Origin of the sequence: Pseudomonas sp. JV245A, from assembly GCF_032424515.1 — a bacterium.
Lineage (GTDB): Bacteria > Pseudomonadota > Gammaproteobacteria > Pseudomonadales > Pseudomonadaceae > Aquipseudomonas > Aquipseudomonas protegens.
Window position 1 is genome coordinate 1 of sequence record NZ_VYKE01000102.1, and the last position, 20,585, is coordinate 20,585.

A 20,585-nucleotide genomic window follows, 5' to 3' on the forward strand; every position below is an offset into this window, starting at 1 on the left:
CGCGAGCAAGCTCGCTCCTACGGCCTTTCCATCAGCGGGCGGCCCAGGCGTTGAAACGCTGCTCCAACTCCTCGCCATGATCGACCCAGAACCCCGCATCCACCGCCCTGGCGCCCTTCAAATTGGCCTCGAAGGTCGGCAGTTGCCGCTGCACCGCCTCAGGCAGCAACGGCAGCGCCTGACGATGCACCGGCCCGTAGGGGATGTTTTCAGAGAACACTTTCTGCGCCTGGGGCTGGCTGGCGAACAGAATGAAGGCTTCGGCCAGGGCCTTGTTCGGCGAGCCCTTGACCACCGCCCAGTACTCCGGGTCGTACAGGCTCTGGGGCCAGAGGATACTCAGCTGCATGCCCTCCTTCTGGGCCATGGCAATGCGCCCGTTGTAGGCTGCGCTCATCACCACGTCACCGGCCACCAGCCACTGCGGCGGCTGAGCCCCGGCTTCCCACCACTGGATGTAGGGCTTGATCTGGTCGAGCTTGGCAAAGGCCCGGGTCACGCCCTCAGGGGTGTTGAGCACCTGATACAACTGGGCAGGCGCCACACCGTCGGCCAGCAAGGCAATTTCCAGGGTGTACTTGGCGCTCTTGCGCAAGCCGCGCTTGCCGGGGAAGTCCTTGAGGTTCCAGAAATCCGCCCAGGACTGCGGCGCCTTCGCCAGCTTCTGCGGGGCAAAGGCCATGACCATCGACCACACATAAGTGGCGACCCCGCATTCGGTCAACGTGCCGGGCACGTACTGCGCCGGGTCCCCGAAACGGGCCAGGTCCAGGGGTTCGAACAGGCCCTCGTCACAGCCACGCAGCAGCTCCGGGCTCTCCACTTCGACCACATCCCAGCTGGTCTTGCCGACATCGACCATGGCCTTGATCTTCGACAGCTCGCCATTGTATTCGCCGGCCACTACCCGGGCCGCCCCGCTCTGGTTGAATGGCTGGAAGTAGGCCTGCTCCTGAGCCTGTTTGGTGGCTCCGCCAAAGGAAATGACCGTGAGGTTCTGCGGCTGGGCGTAAGCCCCGGTGCACAGCAAGACCCACGACAACGCAACGCCGCAACGCAAGGTGTTGGACATGAAACCCATCCTCAAGAAAGCCGGCTCGCCCGCACGAACCCGCACAACAAGAGCCTGGAAGCGACCGTATGCAACGGGCGGTACAGCACCAGGCACTACGAGTCTTGGTCAGCGGCGCAAGGGCTCGCGCGGCGCAGGCCGCGTAGCCGGATCATCACCGTTGCGGGCTCTGCGGCCCTGATCGTTTGGTGTAGTGGCGACCCGTCCGGAGCAACCGGCCGTGGTCATGCGCGAATGGCAGTTCATCGCTTGCTCCCTGTTGTTTTTGTAGGAAGAACAAATCGATCGGCAGTGCACCGCAGGAGCGCCCGTGGCAGTCGGGCAGGCGGATGCAGGGGTTCATTGTTTCCATAACCCGGGGCGTTGCGAAACGAGGTTTTTGTGAGGCACAGGCAAGGGAAAAGCTGCCTAGAGGACAGCCGGGGTAAAAAAGCCGCAACCGGGCCGGCCGGCATAACGCAAAACACCCCGCAGGCATATCACGCCTGCGGGGGTACCTTGGTCGATCAGGGCTTCAGTCCAGCAGCACCAGCAATCCCGAGATTACCCCGATGCCCAGCACCGCCGAGAGCAGCATGCTGCTGGACACCTCGATTTCGTAGGTCTTGTAGCGCGAGGCCAGGATGAAGACGTTCACCGCCACCGGCAGCGCCCCCATGATCACTGCGATTTTGATCAGGAAGTCGCTGAGGTCGAACACATAACGGGCCGAAACGAACACCAGCACCGGCAGCAGCACCACCTTCAACAGCGCCAGGGCCAGGGAATCCCCCTGGATCAGGTTGTGGTTGCGGTGCACCGCGAAGGCCGCACCCAGGGCTACCAGGGCCAGCGGCCCGGTGGCGTTGGTCATCTGCGTGGCAAAGATCTGCAACGGGCCGGGCAACTGCCACTCCAGCAGGATGAACAAACCCGCAAGCGCCACCGCCAGGATCAGCGGGTTACTGACGATCGAGCGCAGGGTGGTGAGCAATACACGGGCCAGATCCGGCCGGGCCTGAACCTCCTGCTGGGCAGTGAGTTCCATGAGCAACGCCCCGCCTGCCAGGATCACCAGGTTGTCGGCCATGGTAATCATCAGGGTCGGCAGCGCCGCTGCGTCACCAAAGGCCATGACCATCAGCGGCAGGCCCATGTACCCCACCACCCCCGAGATCGAGGACAGCCCCCGCAGGCCCGCCACCCTGGCGTTGCCGCCCCAGATCAGCCGGCCACCGACGACGGCGATGATGAAGGTCACCAGGCAGGCCAAGTAGTAGGCGCTCAGCAGGCTCCAGTCCAGCTCGCCGTGGTCTCGGGTGCCCAGGGTCTTGATGAAGATGAAGCACGGCAGGAACAGCCAGAACACCACCCCCACCAGGCCGTTCACCGTGTCCTTGGCGATCACCCCGATCCGCACTATCCAGTAGCCGGCGAAGATCATGGCAAACAGCGGTATCACCACCGTAAAGACCTTATCCATGGGCCGCACGCCTGCGGAAAATGCGCTGCTCGGCATACACCGCCAGCTGGCGAGGGGTGTAGGTGGACGCGCGATAGAAGTCCATTACCCCGCCCATCACCTGCCGGTACTGGGACTCGATATGGGGTATCGACGCCTGCATCTGGTTTTTCAGGCTGTCCACTATGGCCCACAGCTCCTGGTCGGCAATAGCCCCTACATCCAGCCCGGCCGAAGAATAGTTCTCCAGAGCCTGCCGTATAGTCTGCGGATGCAGGCCGACATAGTTGACGAAATAGCCCTTCTCATCATTGGTTTCGAGAAAGTCCGGAATATTCAGGACGCCGTAGTTGGAAAGCGTTTCAAATTTGCCACTCACCGCACGATAGACACTGGGTAATTGCAAAAACGCCTCTTCACACTGATGAGCGGCGCTGATCAGGCCCGGCAGATCAAGTTCCAGGGAGCCCAGTTTTATATTGTTGGCCTGGCACAACTTCACAACTTGTTCCAGTGGGGCAATACCGGAGCGATTGCCAAAGCCGGCCAATGACCCTTCAACCATCTGAAAGCCCGAATGAATGGCCTGCATGGTATTGGCCAGCGCCAGCCCGTTGTCATTGTGAGCATGCAGGCAGAACACCAGTTGAGGGAAATCCTTCACCAGCCTGGAACACAGCCATTGGGTCACGTGAGGCTGCAATGAGCCCACGGAATCGTTAATCCTGATGATCTCCACTCCCAGGCCGGCAGCCCAGTCAATCTGCCGGCAGATTTCCTGATAACTGCGGTTCGACACCCCATCACGGAAGTTGTTGAGCACACTGGCCTTGAACCTGACCGCGCCGATACTGCGAAAGGCCTCGATGGCCCGTTCGAACTCCCCGGTGCTCTGCCGATAGGTGATCATGCCGAAGCTGAACACGGTATCGGCGATCCACTGGCGATGGGCTTCCCGAGCCTTGAAATAGTCGAAAGCGGTTTCCCAGCAGTTGAGCAGAATAATGAAGGTGGCCCGGGTGTCGGCCGGCAGTTCACCGGCGTCCCGAGCCAAATGCAGACGGTCCCAGACCAGGGGTTCCTCAGGGCCGCAACCCACCACGAAATCCCTCAAGCCTGCCGCCACCATGGATTTGAGGATTGCGACCTTGGCCTCTACCGTGATCGGAAAGGCAGTACGTTCAATGCCTTCTCTAAGCGTTTCATCCACCAGATGCGGGACCGAGTAATCACAATAGCGAATTCCATTCTCAACCATCATTTTCATGCTCCTTGCTGATTGTTTTACTTGCCTGCTCATTGAGTTGAGACATCAAATTAAAACCCAACAACCAACACACGATATAGCAACAAACAAAAACTCGACCTAAGACAGTTCTTAAAAGACAAAACAAAAAATAATCACAAACAAACTACAAAAAACAATAAAGATCATTGACTGGATATTAACGAAAAAATAACTTCACAAATTAAACAAGCAACTAACTCAATGGCAGGCAACACATTGGAAAACTTCAGTATTCCACTCGCTGCCCGTCAACATCCGGCCACTGGCCTGCGAGCCCGCCCAAGAGCGCCTGCCGGTCAGCGCCAGGTGAGGCTAGAATCAGTTCCTTTCTCCCCCGCGACCCGACGAGATCCGTTCATGAGCTTCGATTTCGATACCCTGCACCCCCGTCATGGCACCGGCAGCACCAAATGGAGCCGCTACCCCGAGGATGTCCTGCCGATGTGGGTGGCGGACATGGATTTCGCCGTGGCCGATGGCATCCTCCAGGCCCTGCGCCAGCGTCTGGAGCACCCGCTGCTGGGCTATAGCGTGGCCCGGGACGAATTGCGCGAGGCGGTGGTCGCCGACCTGTGGGACAAATACGCCTGGCGCGTCAGGCCCGACGAGCTGATTTTCCTCCCCGGGGTCGAGCCCGGGTTCAACATGGCCCTGCACGCCTTCGTCCAGCCGCAGCAGAAGGTGGTGCTGCAAACCCCCAACTATCGCCCCCTGCGCCTGGCCCCGGGCAACTGGGGCCTGGACAAGGTCGAAGTGCCGTTCCAGCTCACCGTCGACGGCACCTACGACACCCCCATGGACGCCCTGCGCCAGGCCTTGCAAGGCGCCGGCGCGATGCTCCTGAGCAACCCGCACAACCCCCTGGGCAAGGTCTTCCCCCGGGACGAACTGCTGGCGGTGGCCACTGCCTGCCTGGACCAGGGCGCGTTGATCATTTCCGACGAGATCCATGCCGAGTTGTGCTTCGACGGCCGCCGGCACATCCCCACCGCCTCCCTGAGCCCGGAAATCGCCCGGCGTACCATCACCCTGATGTCGGCCAGCAAGGCCTACAACATCGCCGGGATGAAGACCTGCTTCGCCATCATCCAGGACCCTGCCACCCGCCTGGCCTTCAACAATGCCCGCGCCGGCATGGTGGACAGCGTCAGCCCCCTGGGCCTGGAAGCCACCCTGGCCGCCCTGACCCACGGCGGCCCCTGGCTCCAGGCCCTGCTGGGCTACCTGCAGGCCAACCGCGACTATCTGCTGCACGCCGTGCAGACCCGCTTGCCCGGCATCCGCATGCACGCGCCCCAGGGCACCTACCTGGCCTGGCTCGACTGCAGCGCCCTGGGCCTCGACGCCCCCCACGCCTTCTTCCTCGAGCAAGCCAAGGTCGGCCTCAGCGCCGGCCTGGAATTCGGAGACGACTGCGGGCAGTTCGTGCGCCTGAATTTCGGCTGCCCGCGGGCCTTGCTGGAAGACGGCATCCAGCGCCTGCAGGACAGCCTGCAACGGCGCTGATTCTCCCCCCCACTTCGTCCCAGACACCGCAGCCGCCAGATCCCCCCTGGCGCTGCGGCCTGCCCACCAGCCTCGTCCCGCAACTGCCCACCGGCCCTTCGGCGCGCTGCGCCTTGACGCGCGAACAATGGATCCATAAACCCCTTCACTGGATCCAAACCCCCTATAGCAGCCGATTATCGAACACTAAATCAGCATATTTGTTTGACACCCCCAGAGCGCCAACCATTTAATGGATCCATTAAATAAAAACAACAAACGCCTGGAGAGACGTCATGTACCCCAAGAATGCCTGGTACGTTGCCTGCACCCCCGATGAATTGCAGGGCAAGCCCCTGGGCCGGCAGATCTGCGGCGAACACATGGTGTTCTACCGCGCCCATGAAGGTCGGGTAGCCGCCGTCGAGGATTTCTGCCCCCATCGCGGCGCGCCGCTGTCCCTGGGCTATGTCGAGAACGGCAACCTGGTATGCGGTTATCACGGCCTGGTGATGGGCTGCGACGGCAAGACCGTGGAAATGCCCGGCCAGCGGGTGCGCGGCTTCCCCTGCAACAAGACCTTCGCCGCGGTGGAGCGCTACGGTTTCATCTGGGTCTGGCCCGGCGACCAGGCCCTGGCCGACCCGGCGCTGATCCATCACCTGGAATGGGCCGACAACGATCAATGGGCCTATGGCGGCGGGTTGTTCCACATCCAGTGCGACTACCGGCTGATGATCGACAACCTGATGGACCTGACCCACGAAACCTACGTGCATGCCTCCAGCATCGGCCAGAAGGAAATCGACGAGGCGCCACCGCAGACCACGGTAGACGGCGATCAGGTGGTCACCGCCCGGCACATGCACAACGTCATGCCGCCGCCGTTCTGGCGCATGGCCCTGCGCGGCAACCAGCTGGCCGACGACGTGCCGGTGGACCGCTGGCAGATCTGCCGCTTCAGCCCGCCCAGCCATGTGCTGATCGAAGTCGGCGTGGCCCATGCCGGCCACGGTGGCTACGACGCCCCTGCGCAGTACAAGGCGTCGAGCATCGTGGTGGATTTCATCACCCCCGAAAGCGACACCTCGATCTGGTACTTCTGGGGCATGGCGCGCAACTTCAACCCCCAGGACCAGGCGCTCACCGAGAGCATCCGCGAAGGCCAGGGCAAGATCTTCAGCGAGGACCTGGAGATGCTTGAGCGCCAGCAGCAGAACCTTCTCGCCCAGCCCCAGCGCAACCTGCTCAAGCTCAATATCGACGCCGGCGGCGTGCAGTCGCGCCGGGTCCTGGAGCGGCTGATCGCCCAGGAGCGCGAGCCCCGAGCCCCTTTGATCGCCACAAGCCGTTAACCCCCCGAACCCGACAGGCTGGCGGCCCGGATGCGGCCACCGGCGAGGACCGATGATGATCGACGTACTGGTGGCCGCGCGCCACGACGAAGCCCTGGACATCTGCAGCTTCGAACTGGCCGCGGCCGACGCAAGCCCCCTGCCCGCCTTCAGCGCCGGCGCCCATATCGATGTGCATCTGGCCAACGGCCTGGTGCGCCAATACTCCCTGTGCAACCACCCCGCAGAGCGCCACCGCTACCTGATCGGCGTGCTCAAGGACCCTGCCTCCCGCGGCGGCTCCAGCAGCCTGCACCAACAACTGGAGGTGGGCACGCGCCTGCGCATCAGCGAGCCACGCAATCTCTTTGCCCTGGAGCACGCAGCACGGCGCAGCCTGCTGTTCGCCGGCGGCATCGGCATTACCCCGCTCCTCAGCATGGCCGAACAGCTGGCCCACAGCGGCGCGGATTTCCAGCTGCACTACTGCGCTCGTTCGGCCCAGCGCGCGGCCTTCGTCCAGCGCTTGCAGGCCTCGCCCTTTGCCGAGCGGGTGAGCCTGCATTTCGACGAACAACCGGACACCGCCCTGGATATCGCCCAGGCCCTGGCCGGGCCCCGGGACGACGTGCACCTGTATGTCTGCGGCCCCGGTGGCTTCATGCAACACGTGCTGGACAACGCCCGGGCCCAGGGCTGGAAGGAGCAATGCCTGCACCGCGAATATTTCAGCGCTGCGCCCATCGACCACAGCGCCGACGCCAGCTTCGCGGTGAAGCTGGCCAGCAGCGGCCAGGTGTTCCAGGTACCGGCCGATCGCAGCGTGGTCCAGGTGCTGCAGGACCAGGGCATCGAAGTGCCGATTTCCTGCGAGCAAGGGATCTGCGGCACCTGCCTGACCCGGGTGCTGGAAGGGGTACCGGAGCACCGCGACCTGTTCCTCACCGAGGACGAGCAGGCGCGCAACGATCAGTTCACGCCCTGCTGTTCCCGGGCCAGGAGCCCGCTGCTGGTGCTGGATCTGTAGAGCCTCACTGCGGGCGCAGGATCAGCCTCATGCGCTCGTCGGCCACGGCCGAGCCGAAGATCTCGGCATAGCGCAAGGTGGCGTTGGCATGCTCGCGCATCAGGGCCTCGGCCCGCGCGCCCTGGCCATTGACCAGGGCATCGAATATCGAGTGATGCTGCATGTGGGCATAGTTGAAGCGCCGGTATTCCCGGGCCATGTCCTGGCGGTCTACTGCCAGGGCGGTGACCGAGGCGAACGGCAGGTGGTCGTTGCGCGCCAGGGCATCGGCGATCGCCGGGTTGCCGCTGCCCGCCACGATCACCTGGTGAAAACGCATGTTGAGGTCGTGATAGAGCTCCAGGTCCTCTTCGTTGACATAGCCCTTGTCGAACAGCGCATCGCCCTCGACCAGGCAGCGTTCGAGAATCGCCCGGCCCTCGGCCGACAGCCCGCGCTCGGCGGTCTGGCGCGCCGCCAGGCCTTCCAGCACCCCGCGCACCTCCACCGCCCCGGCGATGTCTTCGGCGCTCACCGAACGCACCTGAAACCCGCGACCGCCGAACCGCACCAGCAGGCCTTCCTGCTCCAGGGTGCGAAAGGCCATGCGCACCGGCATGCGTGACACCCCGAACAGCTCGGCGGTGGGCACTTCCATCAAGCGCTCGCCTGCCGCCAACTCGCCCGAGGCGATCATCTTGCGCAGCGCGACCAGCACCGTTTGACCGGGTTTGCTCATCCGGGCAGCTTCCTGAAAACGTGGGCGGCCATAGTAACGCAAGCCCCCCCGCAACACGCACCCCGAGATTGCCGTAGCCATAAGAAGCAGCACGAAACAGCGGCTACCTCTGTAGCCGCTGCCGAGCCTCGGCGAGGCTGGGCAAAGGTCCGCAGGACCTTGCCTGGCGATCTCCCGCCAAACCTCCAGCGCTCGTGGAATCGCTGCGTCTGCTGCGTCGGAATGCCGCCCAAGCCGTTCGCAGCCTTCGGCAGCGGCTACAGGGTTTTCAGAGCGACAGCGGGTAGCTGACAATCAGCCGGGTCTGGTCGAAGTCGCTGTTGAAGCTGCGTCGGTTGGTGGCGTTGTTCAGCCGCAGGCTGAGGTTCTTCAAGGTGCCGCTCTGCAGGGTGTAGCCGATCTCGGTATCGCGCTCCCACTCATGGCCGTCATTGCCAACCTTGGTGGTGGCGCTGTCGCCACGACCGTAGCGCACCATGGCCAGCAGCCCGGGAATCCCCGAGGCGGCGAAGTCATAGTCATAACGCACCTGCCACGAACGCTCGCCGGCGTTGCTGAAGTTGCCGTTGAACATGTCGTTGCCCAGGGTCCGGCCGCTGCTGCCGTAGACCGACATCCAGGGGCTGTCGCCGCTGACTTTCTGCAACCCCAGGTACAGCGTGTGCCCGGCCCGGGAGGCGGAGAACAGGCCATAGGCGGTGTGGCTGTCGACCCGGCCGATACGCGCGCTGCCATCGTCGCGGTCGATGAAGTAGCCCAGGTTCGCCCCCAGGGTCCAGTCCCCTAGCGGTTGCTTGTGCAGCAGGTTGAAGTAGCTCTGGCGGTAGATGTCCTCCAGCTGCGAATGCCAGACCCCGAGCAAGGTGCGCTGCTGGTTGAAGCGGTATTCGGCACCGGCGTAGTTGAAGCCGTCGGACTTGACCCCGGGCGCGGCCCAGGCCGAAAGGTCCTGCATGTCCGAGGAGTTGCGCAGGCTGACGGCACGGTACTGCCCGGCCTGCAGCCCCAGGCCGCTGATCTCTCGGGAGACCAGCATGGCCCCGCGGAAGGTTTGCGGCAGCAAGCGGCCGTCGTCATAACGCAGCAGTGGAATGTCCGGCAGTAGCTCGCCGACCTTGAACTCGGTGGCGGAAATCCGCGCCTTGAGGGCCGCTCCGGCGCGACCGAAATTGTCCGCGGCGCGCCCGTCGTCGTGCACCGGCAGCAACTCCGAACCGCTAGTCTCGCGACTGCTGTCGAGCTTGAGGCCGAACAGGCCGATGGCGTCCAGGCCAAAGCCCACGGTGCCCGGGGTGTAGCCGGAGCTGAACTTGAGGATAAAGCCCTGGGCCCACTCCTCGACCTGGCCCTTGGGCGCGTCATGGTCACGAAAATCCCGGTTGAAGTAGTAGTTGCGCAGCAGCAGGTCGGTCTTGCTCCCCTCGAAAAAACCGCTGTCGTCGGCGGCCCAGGCGGGCACGCACAGGCCCACGGACAAGCAAGCCCCCACCAGGGAACGGCACTGCATCGGATGACGGGTGTTCATTATTATTGTTCTCCGCTTTTCATAGGCGCAGCCGTGCCCGACAGGCCGACAAGGGCCCGCGCGCTCACGGATGCTCAAAAGCCCGGCCAGGGCGGCCGGGCGTTATTCAAAGGTGCCGGGTCAGAAGGGATACTGACGCGGCCGGTGCTGCAGGCTGATCCAGTGGTCCCGGGTGAATTCATCGATCGCCCAGTCGCCGTTGAAGCGCCCAAGGCCGGAGTTCTTCTCGCCACCGAAGGGCGCGTTGGCCTCGTCGTTCACCGGCACATCGTTGATGTGGGTCATGCCGGCGCGCACCTGCCGGGCGAAGTTCACCCCGCGCTCCAGGTTGCCGGTGAACACCGCGCTGGCCAGGCCGAATTCGCTGTCGTTGGCCAGCTCCAGGGCATGGGCTTCGTCCCGGGCGCGCAGCAGCCCCACCAGCGGGCCGAAGATTTCATTGCGCGCCAGGTCCATGTCGGCACGCACTTCACCGTACACATGGGGCGCCAGCAGGTTGCCGTTCTGCCCGCCCTCGTACAGTGGCTCGGCGCCCTGCTCGCGGGCCAGGGCGATCTTGTCCTGCAGGCCCTGCAACTGGCGGGCGTTGATCACCGGGCCGATCACTGTGTCCAGCGATTGCGGATCACCCACCTTGAGCTGCTTGACCCGGGCCACGAAGCGCTGGGCGAAGGCGTCATAGAGGCGCTCGTCGACGATGATGCGGTTGATCGCCATGCAGATCTGCCCCTGGTGCAGGAACTTGCCGAACACCGCGGCGTTCACCGCCTGTTCCAGGTCGGCATCGTCCAGTACCACGAACGGGCTGTTGCCCCCCAATTCAAGCGCCACGTGCTTGAGGTGCTCGCCGCCACTGGCGATGCGGCCGATGCCGCGCCCCACCGGGGTCGAGCCGGTGAAGGTGATCAGCGCCGGCACCGGGTGCTCGACAAAGGCATCGCCGATCTCGCTACCGGCCCCCACCACCACGCTGAACACCCCGGCGGGCAGGCCCGCTTCCTCGAAGATCCTGGCCAGCAGCAGGCCGCCGCACACCGGCGTATCGCTGGCCGGCTTGACCACCACCGCGTTGCCCAGGGCCAGGGCCGGGGCGATGGAGCGCTGGGTCAGGTGCAGCGGGAAGTTCCACGGGCTGATCACTCCGACCACCCCCAGGGCGCTGCGGTACACCCGGCTTTCCTTGCCCGGCACATCGGATTCGACAATCCGCCCGTGGACCCGCGCCGGGAAGGACGCCGCCTCCAGGGTGATGGCCCGCGCCGCGCCCCACTCGGCCAGGGCCTTGATCCGCGTGCTGCCGGATTCGCGAATGATCCAGTCGACAATTTCCTCCTGGCGCCGGTCAAAGATCGCCACCGCCTGGTGCAGCACCGCCGCGCGCTGGGACGGGCCCAGGGCCGCCCATTGCGGCTGCACCTGGGCGGCCTTGGCGTAGGCCGCGTCCAGGTCGCTGCGGTTGGCCTGGGCCAGTTCCAGCAGCTGTGCACCGTCGAATGGATTGCTCACCACCAGGGTCTTGCCGGAGGCGCCGGCGCGCCACTGTCCGGCGATGGGTTGCAGGTGCAGATCGCGATAGACCGCGTTGGAATCACTCATGGAAAATCTCCTCATGGAACAGCATTCATAAACCGATGTGTCACACAAAAGCCGGCGTATGCAGGAGCTGGCTTGCCAGCGAAGGCGCCCGCCAGCGCCACACAAGCCCCAAGGCCCTCTTCGCCGGCAAGCCGGCTCCTACGAGGCGGCGCGTTTTTCGATCAGGCGCAGCAGGCCCAGCAGGGTTTCGGTGTGGGGCACAGGCACCCCCGCCTGCCGCGCCCGTTCCAGCACCTGGCCATTGATGGAGCCGATCTCCGTGGGCCGCCCTGCCAGCACGTCCTGCAACATCGAAGGCTTGTGGGTGCGGTGATGGGCAATGGCGAACGCCACACTGTCCAGGCAGCCCTGGGCATCCAGCTCTATTCCCTGGGACCTGGCCACCGCCACCACCTCCAGCACAATGGACCGGGCCAGGGCCACGCCTTCCGGCGCTGCGTCCAGCTGGCCCACGGTGCAGCCGGTGGCGGCGCACAGGCTGTTCAAGGCGGCGTTGAAGGCCACCTTCTCCCAGATAGAGGTCCAGACCTGCGGGTCCACCGCACAGTTCAACCCGGCAGCGTCCAGCACCGCCGCCACCTCCTGGCTGGCGTTGCGCTCGCGGCTGCCTGGGGCCAGCACCCGCACCATGCCCTGGCCGTGGGAATGCACCTGCCCCGGCCCGACCATGTCGGCGGGCCAGTTGGTCATGCCGATCAGCACCTGCTGCGGGGCCACATGCCGGGACAGCGCCTCGGCATTGCCCAGGCCGTTCTGCAGGGTCAGTACGAGGGTGTGGCCGGCGATGTGCCCGGCCACACTGCGCAAGGCACTGTCGGTGTGCAGGGTCTTGGTGAAGACCAGCAACAGGTCGGGGTGGCCCGTGGCCTGCTCCGGACGGCAGGCGTGCAGGCCGGTAATGCGCCGCTCGCCGCTGTCGGTGGCCAGCAGCAGGCCGTCGCTGCGGATCGCCGCAAGGTGCTCGTCGTTGATGTCCAGCAGGGTTACCCGCTGGCCGCTTTGCGCCAGCAGGCCGCCAAACAGCGAACCCATGGCGCCCGCGCCAAGAATGGTGATGTTCATCGAACCTCCTGTTTGAGTGGCCGGTTCACGCACCGGGCCGCGTTCATGACTGGCCCGGCAGGCGCCGGGGAATGTGCCGGCCCACGATCAGCAGCGCCAGCAGCGCCATGACCATCACCGAACCCAGCAGCGTGAGGTAGCCGTTGGCGCCGCCCTGGGTAATCACCAGGGCTCCGGCGAAGGCACTGAGAATCGCCCCCAGGCGCCCGAAGGCCAGGGCCGATGCGGTGCCGGTGGCGCGCACACTGGTGGGGTAGATAAAGGCGCACAGGGCAAACATGGTGGATTGCACGGCGTTGACGAACAGGCCGTGCACGCCGAAGCCGAAGATCAGCAGCCCGGTGTCCTGGTGGATGTCCACCACCTGCAACAGGAAGGCGCTGGCCGCGCCGCCGGCGCAGCAGATCAGCAGCGGCCAGAACGAACCCCAGCGAGTGATGGCCACCGCGCACACCAGTGCCCCGATCACCCCGCCCAGGTTGTAGGCGGTCAGCCCGGAACCGGCCACCGACAGCTCCAGGCCTTCGGACAGCAGCATGGTGGGCAGCCAGCTGAAGGCGCTGTAGACCGCGGTCAGGCACATGAAGAACGCCACCCAGAGGGCCAGGGTGTCACGCCCGTAGCCCAGGGCGAACAAGGCGCGGAAACCACCCTGCTTCTCGCTCTTCTGTTCCAGGGCATCGGTGTAGACCACCCCCGCCGCCATCGGCCGGCCCATGCGCCCGAGCAAGGTACCCAGCTCGTTCCAGCGCTGGGGCCGGCGCGCCAGAAAGCGCGGCGACTCCGGCAGCGTCGCCAGCAAGGCAAAGCCCAGGACGATGGGCAGGCTGCCGCCGATGAAAAACAGGGTGCGCCAGCCGTACAGCGGCAACACATGGGAGGCGAACAACCCCGCCAGCATCCCGCCCAGGGGCACGCAGACAATGGTGGCCGTCACCGCCAGGGTACGCCGCCGCGCCGGGGTGAACTCGGCCGTCACCGTGGTGGCGCTGGGCAGCGCGCCACCGATGCCCAGCCCGGCGATAAAACGCAGGGCCGCCACCGCCAGCGCATTGGGCGCCAGGCCAATGGCGCAAGTGGCCGCACCGAACACGAAGACACTGGCAATGATCGCCATGCGCCGGCCGAACCGGTCGGCAAACAGACCGGCACAGGCACTGCCGATGCCCATGCCGATCAGCCCGGCCGCCACCGCCGGAGCGAACGCCTCGCGGGTGATGCCCCACTCCTTGATCATCAGCGGAATGGCAAAGCCGATCAGTTGGCCGTCGAAGCCGTCCATGACGATGGACAGCGCCGCCAGCAACACCACCAGCTTCTGCATGCCGGTGAAGGGGCCATGGTCGAGCAAGGTGCCGATGTCGGCGTGGGTGGAACCGGAACGCGCCGGCTGGAGCGCGTCATCTATCACAGCAGTGACCGAAGTCGTGTTCATAACCACCTCTTTTTATTCTTCTGGTGAGTCCGCAGGTTGCGGTTGGCAAGGCCGGGCTCGCGCCCGGCGACAAGGCAGCCCTCAGGGTTCGATGGTCAGGGTCGGCACCTCGATCAGTACCGGGCGGTCGCCCGCCAGGGCTTCACTCAGGGCCTGGGCGAACGCCTCGCGGGTGTTGGCCTGCACCGAGTGCACGCCATAGCCGCGGCCGATGGCGCAGAAGTCCAGGCCGGGCACGTCCAGGCCCGGGGCGTCGCTGACCTGCAGCACACCGGCGAACCAGCGCAGGGCGCCATAGGTGCCGTTCTTGAGGATGATGAACACCACCGGGATCTGGTACTGGGCGGCCGTCCACAGCGCGGTGATACCGTAGTTGGCCGAGCCGTCGCCAATGACCCCGATCACCCGCCGCTCCGGCCGGGCCAGTTGCACCCCCACCGCCGCTGGCAGGCCGAAGCCCAGGCCACCGGCGGCCGGGAAGTAGTAGCTGCCGGGTTCGCGCATTTCCACCCGCTGCCAGAAGGCGCCTACGGTGGAGGTGGACTCCTTGACGTAGATCGCATCCTTGGGCGCCAGCTCATCGATCACGTCGAACACGGTTTCCGGGCGCAGCAGGCCGCCCAGCTCCTCGACCGGAGCAGCCGGCGGCAAGGCCTGGGGCTGCGGCCGGTCGCAATCCGGCAGCGCCCAGACCAGGGCCTGCAGGGTCTCGGCGATGTCCCCCACCAGCGCATCGCCCATGGGCGCACGCGCCGCTTCGCCGGGGTCGCAGGTGATGTGCAGCAGCTCGGTGCCCGCGGGCAGGTAGTCCCCCGGGGCGAACTGGTGGTAGCGGAATACCGGGGCCCCCACCACCAGGATCAGGTCATGGTCCGCCAGGCAGCGGCTGATGCCGGCAATGGCTGCCGGCAGCACCCCGCGAAAGCTCGGGTGACGGGTGGGAAACGGGCAGCGCGAAGCGGACGGCGCGACCCAGGCCGGCATGCGCAGTTTCTCCGCCAGTTGCACGGCCAGGTGGTTGCTCTGGCTGCCATCCACATCCGGCCCCAGCACCAGCACCGGGTTGCGCGCTGCCGCCAGGCGCTGCACCAGCGAACGCAATTGCGCCGCCGAGGGCAGCCCGGCAGTGGCCACCTGGCGCCGGGCCAGATGCTCGACCCCGGCCGGCGCCGGGCGGGCCCAGTCGTCGTAGGGAATGGACAGGTACACCGGGCCCTTGGGCGCCTGGTTGGCCATGTGGATCGCCTGGCTCAGGGCCCGCGGCACGTCCTCGGCGCAGGCCGGCTCGGCGCTCCACTTGACCAGGGGCTTGGGCAGCTGCGGTGCATCGACGTTGGCCAGCATCGCCTCGACGCCGATCATCGAGCGCACCTGCTGGCCGGCGGTGATCACCAGCGGGCTGTGGGAGTACCAGGCATTGGTCAGGGCGCCCATGCCATTGCCGGTGCCGGCCGCGGCGTGCAGGTTGACGAAGGCCGGCTGGCCGCTGGCCAGGGCGAAGCCGTCGGCCATGCCCACCACCGCGCCTTCATGCAGGCCGAGGATGTAGCGGAAGTCTTCGGGGAAGCCCTTGAGAAAGGGCAGCTCGTTGGAACCCGGGTTGCCGAACACGGTGGTCAGGCCTTGTTGCCGCAGGATGTCGTAGGAGGCGCTATGGACGGTTTTCATATGGACCTTTGCCGCTGTTTTTTAGAATTTGAGTTACTCTTGCAGCCGCCACGAAATTGATCAAATCGATACTATCTCTATTAAAAATAAGACCCGTCTATATCCATGAGGCAGCATGAGCCACATCGATCTGAACCTGATCCGCACCTTCGTCACCCTCTACGAAGCCCGCAGCGTGACCCTGGCCGCCGAGCGCCTGTTCGTCACCCAGCCCTCGGTCAGCTACGGCCTGGCGCGGCTGCGCGAGCTGTTCGACGACGGCCTGTTCAGCCGCACCCGGGACGGCATCCAGCCCAGCCAACTGGCCGATGAGCTGTACCCGGCCTTTCGCGAATCCCTGACGCGGATCGAGAACACCGTGCACAGCACCCGGCGCTTCGACCCGGCGACCACCGAACGGCGCTTTCGCATCGCCCTCTCCGACCTTGGCGAAATGGGCTTCCTGCCGCTGATCCTGGCGCGCCTGAACCAGCAGGCCCCCGAGGCTGAAGTCGAAGTCCTGCCGCTGCAGGTGGACCAGGCCGGCGAGTGGCTCAGCAGCGCCAAGGTCGACGCGCTGATCTGCCGCAAACCCTTGACCGGCACCCGCAGCCAGGTGCTGATCCGCGAGCGCTACGTGTGCCTGCTCAGCGACCGTCATCCGCGCATCGGCACCCAGCTGAGCCTGGAGCAGTTCCTCGCCGAGCGGCACATCGCCGTGACCCGCACCACCGGCCACGGCAGCGTCGAGGACGTGCTCAAGCAGATGGGCGCCCGGCGCCGCATCAGCCTGCACGTGCCGCACTTCTCGGTGCTGCCCAAAGTGCTGCCCGGCACCGACCTGCTGACCGTGCTGCCAGCGCAGATCGCCCGCCTGTTCACCCTCGAAGGCGGCCTGCGGCAACTGGAACTGCCGTTTTCCGTGGGGGAGTTCGAAGTCTCGCTGCACTGGCACCCCAACAGCGACAGCTCCGCCGCCCTGAGCTGGTTCCGCCAGGCCGTGGCCGCGGCGATCATCGACGGCCAGTCTTGAAACAGCGCCCGCCGCCTTATCCGGTTCCGCGGGCTAAGCCAGGGCCGCTTGCGCCTGCGACGGCGCCGGGCGTAGCAACAACAGGCAACCCGCCGCCAGCACGAAGACCACGGCAAACACTGCGTACAGGTGCAGCGGCTGCCAGCCGGCATCCAGCAACACCCCGGCCACCGTGGGCGAGACAATCGCGCCAATGCGCCCGATGCCGATCCCCCAGCCGACCCCGGTGGCCCGTACCGAAGCGTCGTAGACCACCGGTGACAGGGCGTAGAGCCCGGCCACGCAGCCGTTGGCGAACAGCCCGATCAGCAGCCCCAGGCCCAGGGCCGCGGCAATCGAGGAGGCCGAGCCGACGAACAGCACCAGCAGCCCGGCGGTCACCAGCATGAACAGCGACAGCACCCGGGTCAGCGGCCAGCGCGAGGACAAGCCGCCAACCAGCGCCGCGCCGAAGATCCCGCCGACACTCAGCAGCACCCCGCCGGTGATCCCCTGCTGCGCCGAGAGCCCGGCGGCCACCAGCAGTTTCGGGGTCCAGCTCATGACGAAGTAGAAACCGAACATCACCAGGAAAAACAGCAGCCAGATCAGCAGCGTGGTGCGCCGCATCGGCCCGGCGAACAGTTGGTCAAAACCGCTGCCGGCGCCCTGCTCGCGTACCGCTGCCGCGGGCATTTGCAGCAGTTGCGGATGGCCCAGGCGCCCGGCCAGGCGATTGATTCGCGCCAGGGCATCGGCCGGCCGCCGGGCCAGGAGAAAGTCCAGGGATTCGGGGAGCCAGAGCAGCACCAGGGGGATCACCAGCAAGGTGACGATGCCGCCGAACAGGAACACCGAGCGCCAGCCCCAATGAGTCAACAGCCACACCGCCAGCAGCCCGCCCAGGGTCGCGCCCAGGGCATAGCCGGTGGATTGCAGGCTGACCGCCAGGCCGCGCCAGCGGCGGCTGGAATACTCGGCGGCGATCACGTTGCTGCTGGCCAGGATGCCGCCGATGCCCAGGCCGGTCAGGCCGCGCAACAGCGCCAGTTGCAAAGGGCTCTGGCTGCCGGCCGAAAGCAGCATGCCGACACCCGACAGCAGCAGGCAGAACAGGATCAGCGGCCGGCGCCCGAAGCGGTCGGCCCAGGGCGCGATAAACAGCGAACCGGCGGCCATGCCGAACAGACCGGCACTGAGCAGCAGACCGATCTGCGCCCCGTTGAGTTGCCACTCGGCGGACACCGAAGCGGCGGTGAAGGCCATCACCAGTACATCGAAGCCGTCGATCATGTTGAGGACAATGCAGATACCGATCGCCAGGCACTGGAAGGAGCCCATCGGGCCTTGGTCGACCCGTTGCTTGAGATCGAGGTTCATGGGCGCACCTGCCATTCGGCCAGGACCCGAAGCGCAACACCCAAAGAACCTGTGCACACAGACAGCCAGCGCGCGCCAGCCAGGCGGCTGCACACCGTCGATAAGACATTCATGACGAAACCCTTATTGTTGTTTTTATTGCCGACGGTCAGGAGGGCTCCTGCCATCGCCAGGTCGCCAATAAAGCGCTTAATGGATCCAATAACAAGAGACGAACGGGCTGAAACGGCTGAGCAAAAGATCCCAGACCAACCAGGGTCGGGGTTAATTTCCATAGGGATCAAATGCTTAGGTGCCCGACAAGGCACCGGGATTAGCGGGCGATTATCGACCATCACCGTTCAGGCAGGCGACGAGCCCCACTACGAGGCTCACTGCTAAGCAAGCCTGTGGCGTGGTTCGCTTCGATATTGGATCCAATAGCCTGCATCGCCTCAGATAAAGGCCAGCGCCGCCCGGGCGCCGCGCACCGCCGTCATCCGCTGTTCGACCTGGGGCAACAGGTAGCTGAAAAAGAACCCCGCCGTCTCAAGCTTCGCCCCACGCAGCGGATCGCCCTCGGGCAAACTGTGCGAGACCCGCGCCGCCCGAGCCCAGGCCAGCGCCAGCAGGCTCAGGCCACACAACGCCAGAAAATCCCCGGCCGCGCGATACGGGTACTCGGCATCCTCCAGCGCCCACTGCTGCACCTGGGCAACCAGTGCCTGCAACGCCTCGGCCAGATCCGCCAACGACCGGGCGAACCCCACGCACTCGGGCACCTGGGCGCCGTGCCCGGCCTCATCGCGCAATTGCTCAAGCAACAGCGCGAAGCCCTGCCCGCCATCCCCCAGCACCTTGCGCAACAGCAGATCGTTGGCCTGAATCTCGTTGCTGCCTTCGTAGATCATGGCGATGCGGCTATCGCGCAGGGTCTGCTCGATGGCGAACTCGGCGACGTAGCCGTAGCCGCCGAAGACCTGCAAGGCGTTGCTGGCCTGACGAAAGCCCTGCTCGGTAAAGAACGCCTTGATGATCGGCGTCAGCAGTTGCGCCAGCTGATCGGCCTGGCGCCGGACCTGGGGTTCAGGGTGATGCTCGGCCTGGTCCAGCAGGTGCGCGGCCCAGTAGCCGATGGCCCGCAGGCCTTCGCTGGTGGCGCGCAATTCCAGCAGCACGCGGCGCATGGCCGGGTGGTAGCGAATCGGGTCGGCGGCCTGGGCGGCGACACCGGCGGGGCGCAATGGCGCACGCATCTGTTGGCGTTCGCCAGCGTAGTCACGGGCGTTCTGCCACGCCGCTTCGACATGCCCCAGGCCTTGCAGGCCCACGTGCAGGCGCGCCGAATTCATCATCACGAACATCGCTGCCAGGCCGCGATGGGCCTCGCCCACTAGCCAGCCCTGGGCCGCCTCGAACACCAGGGAACAGGTGGCGCTGCCCTTGATCCCCATCTTGTGTTCGATGCCGTCGCAGCGCACGCCGTTGCCCTGGCCCTGCTGCAAGCGCTTGGGCACCAGGAACAGCGAGATTCCCCGGCTGCCCTCCGGCGCGCCCGGCAGCCGGGCCAGCACCAGATGCAGGATGTTGTCGGTGAGGTCATGCTCGCCGCCGGAAATGAACAGCTTGCTGCCGCTGAGGCGATAGCTGCCATCGGCCTGGGGCTCGGCACGACAGCGCAACAGGCCGACATCACTGCCGGCCTGGGGCTCGGTCAGGCACATGGTGGGCAGGCTCGCGCCGCTGATGATCTCGGGCAGGTAGCGCTCCTGGAGCCAGGGCGCGCCGTGGGTCTTGAGGCACAAGTAGGCGCCGTGGGCGATGCCGGTGTACATGGCCCAGGCGTGGTTGCTGGCATAGAGCATCTCTTGCAGCGCCGCGTCCAGCAGCTGCGGCAGGCCCTGGCCACCCAAAGCTTCGGCGCAGGCCAGGGCCGGCCAGCCGCCCTCGACATAGGCCCGATAGGCCTCGGCAAAACCCTGTGGGGTGCTGACCTGCCCGTCTGCCCACTGGCAACCCTGGCGATCGCCGCTGGCATTCAGCGGCGCCAGTACGTCCTGGCTGAAACGCGCGGCCTGCTCCAGCACCTGCAGCGCCAGGGGCAGGTCCAGCGCCTCGAACGCCGGGCTGCGACGCCACGCTTCGGGGGCCTCCAGCCAGTGCTCAAGGACAAATTGCATATCGCGCAGCGGCGCCTGGTAGCTCCACATGGGGACACCTCATCGAGTAGAAATAGAGTGGCCCGCCAGGGGCGGCGGGCCGGTCGGACTCAGCCGCGCCAGGCCGGGTTTTCGATCAACAGCGCCATGCCCTGGCCACCTCCCACGCAGGCGGCGGCGATCCCGTAGCGCAGGTTGTGCTCGCGCAGTTGCCGGGCCAGGGTCAGCACCAGGCGCAGGCCGCTGGCGGCCAGGGGATGACCCAGGGCCAGGGAGCCGCCCTGGACATTCAGGCGATCACTGTCCAGTTCCAACTCCCGGGCTACGGCCAGCACCTGGGCCGCCTGGGCCTCGTTGACTTCAAGGCGGCCAATCTGCGTCAGACTCAAGCCGCTGCGCTGCAGGAGCAGGCGGATCGCCGGGGC

The 20,585-nt window shown here is 65.7% G+C and carries 16 protein-coding genes and 1 pseudogene; 4 read left to right on the forward strand and 13 right to left on the reverse strand.

The window, feature by feature from the left end; all coding sequences use genetic code 11:
* Window positions 1-31: 31 nt before the first annotated feature.
* From F6S12_RS22595 to F6S12_RS22605, 3 genes are all read right to left on the reverse strand, one after another.
* The gene (locus tag F6S12_RS22595; RefSeq protein ID WP_011061749.1) at window positions 32-1,072 is read right to left on the reverse strand and encodes an ABC transporter substrate-binding protein; all 1,041 of its coding nucleotides are present in this window, start codon (window positions 1,070-1,072) and stop codon (window positions 32-34) included.
* 514 nt (window positions 1,073-1,586) lie between these two features.
* Window positions 1,587-2,534: an AEC family transporter gene (locus F6S12_RS22600; protein ID WP_081002116.1), complete on the reverse strand. Its 948-nt coding sequence runs from the start codon at window positions 2,532-2,534 to the stop codon at window positions 1,587-1,589.
* Window positions 2,527-3,774, reverse strand: coding sequence for a pyruvate carboxyltransferase (locus F6S12_RS22605; RefSeq protein WP_053152260.1), 1,248 nt, complete (start codon window positions 3,772-3,774; stop codon window positions 2,527-2,529). The genes F6S12_RS22600 and F6S12_RS22605 overlap by 8 nt, the downstream gene beginning before the upstream one ends.
* 384 nt (window positions 3,775-4,158) lie before the next feature.
* Between F6S12_RS22605 and F6S12_RS22610 the strand changes: the two genes are divergently transcribed.
* From F6S12_RS22610 to F6S12_RS22620, 3 genes are all read left to right on the forward strand, one after another.
* Window positions 4,159-5,307, forward strand: coding sequence for a MalY/PatB family protein (locus F6S12_RS22610; protein WP_053159112.1), 1,149 nt, complete (start codon window positions 4,159-4,161; stop codon window positions 5,305-5,307).
* A 275-nt stretch (window positions 5,308-5,582) separates the two neighbouring features.
* Window positions 5,583-6,641, forward strand: a complete 1,059-nt coding sequence (locus F6S12_RS22615) for an aromatic ring-hydroxylating oxygenase subunit alpha (protein WP_053159114.1) — start codon at window positions 5,583-5,585, stop codon at window positions 6,639-6,641.
* Between the two features lie 55 nt (window positions 6,642-6,696).
* Entirely contained in the window at window positions 6,697-7,647 is a 951-nt protein-coding gene (locus F6S12_RS22620; RefSeq protein ID WP_065364243.1) for a PDR/VanB family oxidoreductase, read from the forward strand.
* A gap of 4 nt (window positions 7,648-7,651) precedes the next feature.
* Here F6S12_RS22620 and F6S12_RS22625 read toward each other — a convergent pair whose 3' ends face one another.
* The 6 genes from F6S12_RS22625 to mdlC all read right to left on the reverse strand — a co-directional run bounded on the left by F6S12_RS22625 (window position 7,652) and on the right by mdlC (window position 15,651).
* Window positions 7,652-8,365, reverse strand: a complete 714-nt coding sequence (locus tag F6S12_RS22625) for a GntR family transcriptional regulator (RefSeq protein ID WP_011061753.1) — start codon at window positions 8,363-8,365, stop codon at window positions 7,652-7,654.
* A 268-nt stretch (window positions 8,366-8,633) separates the two neighbouring features.
* Entirely contained in the window at window positions 8,634-9,872 is a 1,239-nt protein-coding gene (locus F6S12_RS22630; protein WP_370059509.1) for an OprD family porin, read from the reverse strand.
* 138 nt (window positions 9,873-10,010) lie between these two features.
* Window positions 10,011-11,486 (reverse strand): aldehyde dehydrogenase family protein, encoded by a 1,476-nt coding sequence (locus F6S12_RS22635; RefSeq protein ID WP_011061755.1) that lies wholly within the window; start codon window positions 11,484-11,486, stop codon window positions 10,011-10,013.
* Window positions 11,487-11,624: 138 nt separating this feature from the next.
* Window positions 11,625-12,548: a ketopantoate reductase family protein gene (locus F6S12_RS22640; RefSeq protein WP_207239304.1), complete on the reverse strand. Its 924-nt coding sequence runs from the start codon at window positions 12,546-12,548 to the stop codon at window positions 11,625-11,627.
* Window positions 12,549-12,591: 43 nt separating this feature from the next.
* Window positions 12,592-13,983 (reverse strand): MFS transporter, encoded by a 1,392-nt coding sequence (locus F6S12_RS22645; protein ID WP_315869345.1) that lies wholly within the window; start codon window positions 13,981-13,983, stop codon window positions 12,592-12,594.
* Window positions 13,984-14,064: 81 nt separating this feature from the next.
* The gene (mdlC, locus tag F6S12_RS22650; RefSeq protein WP_015635942.1) at window positions 14,065-15,651 is read right to left on the reverse strand and encodes a benzoylformate decarboxylase; all 1,587 of its coding nucleotides are present in this window, start codon (window positions 15,649-15,651) and stop codon (window positions 14,065-14,067) included.
* A 115-nt stretch (window positions 15,652-15,766) separates the two neighbouring features.
* Between mdlC and F6S12_RS22655 the strand changes: the two genes are divergently transcribed.
* Window positions 15,767-16,663 carry a LysR family transcriptional regulator gene (locus F6S12_RS22655; protein ID WP_011061759.1) on the forward strand — a complete coding sequence of 299 codons (897 nt, stop codon included), beginning with the start codon at window positions 15,767-15,769 and terminating at the stop codon, window positions 16,661-16,663.
* Between the two features lie 33 nt (window positions 16,664-16,696).
* Here F6S12_RS22655 and F6S12_RS22660 read toward each other — a convergent pair whose 3' ends face one another.
* The 4 genes and pseudogenes from F6S12_RS22660 to F6S12_RS22675 all read right to left on the reverse strand — a co-directional run.
* Complete coding sequence (locus F6S12_RS22660) at window positions 16,697-18,022, reverse strand: MFS transporter (protein WP_053159118.1); 1,326 nt, start codon at window positions 18,020-18,022, stop codon at window positions 16,697-16,699.
* Complete coding sequence (locus F6S12_RS22665) at window positions 18,019-18,297, reverse strand: hypothetical protein (protein ID WP_134532605.1); 279 nt, start codon at window positions 18,295-18,297, stop codon at window positions 18,019-18,021. The genes F6S12_RS22660 and F6S12_RS22665 overlap by 4 nt, the downstream gene beginning before the upstream one ends.
* 159 nt (window positions 18,298-18,456) lie before the next feature.
* Window positions 18,457-20,211: an acyl-CoA dehydrogenase gene (locus F6S12_RS22670; RefSeq protein ID WP_053159120.1), complete on the reverse strand. Its 1,755-nt coding sequence runs from the start codon at window positions 20,209-20,211 to the stop codon at window positions 18,457-18,459.
* Window positions 20,212-20,270: 59 nt separating this feature from the next.
* A pseudogene (locus tag F6S12_RS22675) lies at window positions 20,271-20,585 on the reverse strand (acetyl-CoA C-acyltransferase); the annotation flags it as partial.

Excerpts from the sequence above, each read along its gene's own strand:
- F6S12_RS22595 (WP_011061749.1), bottom strand. The coding sequence starts at position 1,072 with ATGTCCAACACCTTGCGTTGCGGCGTTGCGTTGTCGTGGGTCTTGCTG.
- F6S12_RS22600 (WP_081002116.1), bottom strand. The coding sequence starts at position 2,534 with ATGGATAAGGTCTTTACGGTGGTGATACCGCTGTTTGCCATGATCTTC.
- F6S12_RS22605 (WP_053152260.1), bottom strand. The coding sequence starts at position 3,774 with ATGATGGTTGAGAATGGAATTCGCTATTGTGATTACTCGGTCCCGCAT.
- F6S12_RS22610 (WP_053159112.1), top strand. The coding sequence starts at position 4,159 with ATGAGCTTCGATTTCGATACCCTGCACCCCCGTCATGGCACCGGCAGC.
- F6S12_RS22615 (WP_053159114.1), top strand. The coding sequence starts at position 5,583 with ATGTACCCCAAGAATGCCTGGTACGTTGCCTGCACCCCCGATGAATTG.
- F6S12_RS22620 (WP_065364243.1), top strand. The coding sequence starts at position 6,697 with ATGATCGACGTACTGGTGGCCGCGCGCCACGACGAAGCCCTGGACATC.
- F6S12_RS22625 (WP_011061753.1), bottom strand. The coding sequence starts at position 8,365 with ATGAGCAAACCCGGTCAAACGGTGCTGGTCGCGCTGCGCAAGATGATC.
- F6S12_RS22630 (WP_370059509.1), bottom strand. The coding sequence starts at position 9,872 with ATGCAGTGCCGTTCCCTGGTGGGGGCTTGCTTGTCCGTGGGCCTGTGC.
- F6S12_RS22635 (WP_011061755.1), bottom strand. The coding sequence starts at position 11,486 with ATGAGTGATTCCAACGCGGTCTATCGCGATCTGCACCTGCAACCCATC.
- F6S12_RS22640 (WP_207239304.1), bottom strand. The coding sequence starts at position 12,548 with ATGAACATCACCATTCTTGGCGCGGGCGCCATGGGTTCGCTGTTTGGC.
- F6S12_RS22645 (WP_315869345.1), bottom strand. The coding sequence starts at position 13,983 with ATGAACACGACTTCGGTCACTGCTGTGATAGATGACGCGCTCCAGCCG.
- mdlC (WP_015635942.1), bottom strand. The coding sequence starts at position 15,651 with ATGAAAACCGTCCATAGCGCCTCCTACGACATCCTGCGGCAACAAGGC.
- F6S12_RS22655 (WP_011061759.1), top strand. The coding sequence starts at position 15,767 with ATGAGCCACATCGATCTGAACCTGATCCGCACCTTCGTCACCCTCTAC.
- F6S12_RS22660 (WP_053159118.1), bottom strand. The coding sequence starts at position 18,022 with ATGAACCTCGATCTCAAGCAACGGGTCGACCAAGGCCCGATGGGCTCC.
- F6S12_RS22665 (WP_134532605.1), bottom strand. The coding sequence starts at position 18,297 with ATGGAAATTAACCCCGACCCTGGTTGGTCTGGGATCTTTTGCTCAGCC.
- F6S12_RS22670 (WP_053159120.1), bottom strand. The coding sequence starts at position 20,211 with ATGTGGAGCTACCAGGCGCCGCTGCGCGATATGCAATTTGTCCTTGAG.